Annotated in this window: 4 protein-coding genes; all 4 read left to right on the forward strand. The window is 34.5% G+C overall.

All coding sequences use genetic code 11. From position 1 onward, the window contains the following. Positions 1–271: 30S ribosomal protein S12 (gene rpsL, locus ACI3VO_RS10965; RefSeq protein ID WP_439757954.1), on the forward strand; the 271-nt coding region annotated here is incomplete at its 5' end. Positions 272–408: 137 nt separating this feature from the next. After that, positions 409–879, forward strand: a complete 471-nt coding sequence (gene rpsG / locus ACI3VO_RS10970) for a 30S ribosomal protein S7 (protein WP_439757955.1) — start codon at positions 409–411, stop codon at positions 877–879. 67 nt (positions 880–946) lie between these two features. Further along, complete coding sequence (fusA, locus tag ACI3VO_RS10975) at positions 947–3,013, forward strand: elongation factor G (protein WP_439757956.1); 2,067 nt, start codon at positions 947–949, stop codon at positions 3,011–3,013. 94 nt (positions 3,014–3,107) lie between these two features. After that, the coding region (locus tag ACI3VO_RS10980; RefSeq protein ID WP_439757957.1) for a GTP-binding protein at positions 3,108–3,231 on the forward strand (124 nt) is incomplete at its 3' end.

Genomic DNA, 3,231 nt, shown 5'->3' on the forward strand with positions numbered 1-3,231 from the left:
GACAGTTACTCCTAAGAAACCTAACTCAGCTTTAAGAAAAGTTGCCAGAGTTAGATTAACTAACGGTATAGAAGTTTCTGCTTATATACCAGGAGAAGGACACAACTTACAAGAGCATAGTGTTGTTCTTATAAGAGGAGGAAGAGTAAAAGACCTTCCAGGGGTTAGATACCATATATTAAGAGGTACATTAGATACTGCTGGTGTTGATAAGAGAATGCAAGCAAGATCTAAATATGGTGCTAAGAGACCAAAAGCTGCTAAAAAATAGAAAAATAAAACACTAAATCGAAATTGAAATATTATAGTGCGGTGCTTTAAATATATATATATTTATGGCATACGGCATTGTGATAATATGTCGAGTACCGATGATTTAAGATAAAAATAATTAAGGAGGGAAGCAAAATGCCAAGAAAAGGTAATGTTCCAAAGAGAGACGTATTACCAGATCCAGTATATGGAAGTAAGGTAGTTACAAAATTAATAAATAATTTAATGATAGACGGAAAAAAAGGAAAAGCACAAAAAATAGTATATGATGCTTTTGACATAATAGCTGAAAAAACTGGAGAAGATGCTTTAGAAGTATTCAACAAAGCAATGGATAACATAATGCCAGTTTTAGAAGTAAAAGCTAGAAGAGTTGGTGGAGCTAACTACCAAGTTCCAATAGAAGTTAGACCTGACAGAAGACAAACTTTAGGTTTAAGATGGTTAGTAAAATACACAAGAGCTCGTGGAGAAAAAGGTATGGTAGAAAAACTTGCGAGAGAAATAATGGATGCTGCAAATAATACAGGAGCATCAGTTAAGAAGAGAGAAGATACTCATAAAATGGCTGAAGCAAATAAAGCATTTGCTCATTACAGATTCTAATTTGATTCTAATATCGGAATTCAATTAGGAATTAAGAAATATTAGAGGATATCTAAGGAGGATAACCATGGCTAGAAATTTTCCTTTGGAAAGAACTAGAAATATAGGAATCATGGCTCATATAGATGCAGGTAAAACAACTACTACAGAAAGAATCCTGTTCTATACTGGGCGTACACATAAAATAGGAGAAACTCATGAAGGAGCTTCTCAAATGGACTGGATGGAACAAGAAAAAGAAAGAGGTATAACAATAACTTCTGCTGCAACAACTACAACTTGGAAAGATCACAGAATCAACATAATAGATACACCAGGGCACGTAGACTTCACAGTTGAAGTTGAAAGATCTCTTAGAGTTCTAGATGGTTCAGTAGCTGTTTTCTGTGCTAAAGGTGGGGTTGAACCTCAATCTGAAAATGTATGGAGACAAGCTGAAACTTACAAAGTACCAAGAATAGCATTTGTTAATAAAATGGATATATTAGGTGCTGACTTCTACAATGTTGTAGAAATGATGAAAGAAAGATTAGGTGCAAATGCTGTGCCTCTTCAATTACCAATAGGTAGAGAAGATACTTTCAAAGGTATAGTAGACTTAATAAAAATGGATGCTATAATCTATGAAGATGACCTAGGTACTGTTATGGATGAAACAGATATACCAGAAGATATGCAAGAATTAGCTGCTGAATGGAGAGAAAAATTAGTAGAATCAGTTGCTGAAACTGATGAAGAGCTAATGATGAAATATCTTGAAGGTGAAGAATTAACTGAAGAAGAAATAAAAGGTGCTATAAGAAAAGCTACTATAGCTTGTGAAATGAACCCAGTATTCTGTGGTACTGCTTACAGAAATAAAGGTGTTCAACCTGTTATAGATGCTGTTATAGATTATTTACCAGCTCCAACTGATATAGAAGCTATAAAAGGTGTATTACCAGATGGAACTGAAGCTGAAAGACATTCTTCTGATGAAGAACCATTCTCAGCATTAGCATTCAAAATAATGACTGACCCATTCGTAGGTAAATTAGCGTTCTTCAGAGTTTACTCTGGTACTTTACAATCTGGTTCTTATGTATTAAATGCAACTAAGAACAAGAAAGAAAGAATAGGACGTATCCTACAAATGCATGCTAATACAAGACAAGAAATAACTGAAGTTTATGCAGGAGATATAGCTGCTGCAGTAGGTTTAAAAGATACTACAACTGGAGATACTTTATGTGCTCTAGATAGTCCAATAATACTTGAATCTATGGAATTCCCTGAACCAGTTATCGACGTAGCTATAGAACCAAAATCAAAAGCTGCTCAAGAAAAAATGGGTGTTGCTCTTCAAAAATTAGCTGAAGAAGACCCTACTTTCAGAGTTAGAACTGATGAAGAAACTGGACAAACTGTAATCGGTGGTATGGGTGAATTACACTTAGAGATCATAGTAGATAGATTATTAAGAGAATTCAAAGTTGAAGCAAATGTTGGTGCTCCACAAGTTGCTTACAGAGAAACTATAACTAAACCAGTTGATGTTGAATATAAATATTCTAAACAATCAGGTGGTAGAGGACAATATGGTCACGTTAAACTTAGAGTTTCTCCACAAGAACCAGGTGCTGGTTACTTATTTGAAAACAAAACTGTTGGTGGATCTGTACCAAAAGAATATGTTGGACCAACTGATATGGGTATCCAAGGTGCTATGCAATCAGGTGTTGTTGCTGGATATCAAGTAGTTGACGTTGCTGTTGAATTATACGATGGTTCTTACCATGAAGTCGATTCATCAGAAATGGCATTCAAAATGGCTGGTTCAATGGCTATGAAAGAAGCATTAAAGAAAGGTGATTCAGTATTACTTGAACCTTACTTTAAAGTTGAAGTTGTTACTCCAGAAGAATACATGGGTGACGTTATGGGTGGAATAAACTCTAAGAGAGGTTTAATCCAAGGTATGGAAGCTAGAAGCGGTGCACAAGTTATAAATGCATTTGTTCCACTTTCAGAAATGTTCGGTTATGCAACTGAATTAAGATCTACTACTCAAGGTAGAGCTACTTACACTATGATATTTGACCACTACGAACAAGTTCCAGCTAACGTAGCTAAAAAAATATCAGAAGGTAGATAATAATAATTTAAATTAAAAATAAGAGACGAGGATTCGTCCTCGTCTTATAGAAAATATATAAATTTTATAATAAAAACATTAGGAGGTAATTCAAATGGCTAAGGCTAAATACGAAAGAACTAAACCACATGTTAATATAGGAACAATCGGCCACGTTGACCACGGTAAAACTACATTAACAGCTGCAATAACAAAAACATTATTTGACAGATATCAAT

Origin of the sequence: Intestinibacter sp. (assembly GCF_051866655.1) — a bacterium.
GTDB lineage: Bacteria > Bacillota > Clostridia > Peptostreptococcales > Peptostreptococcaceae > Intestinibacter.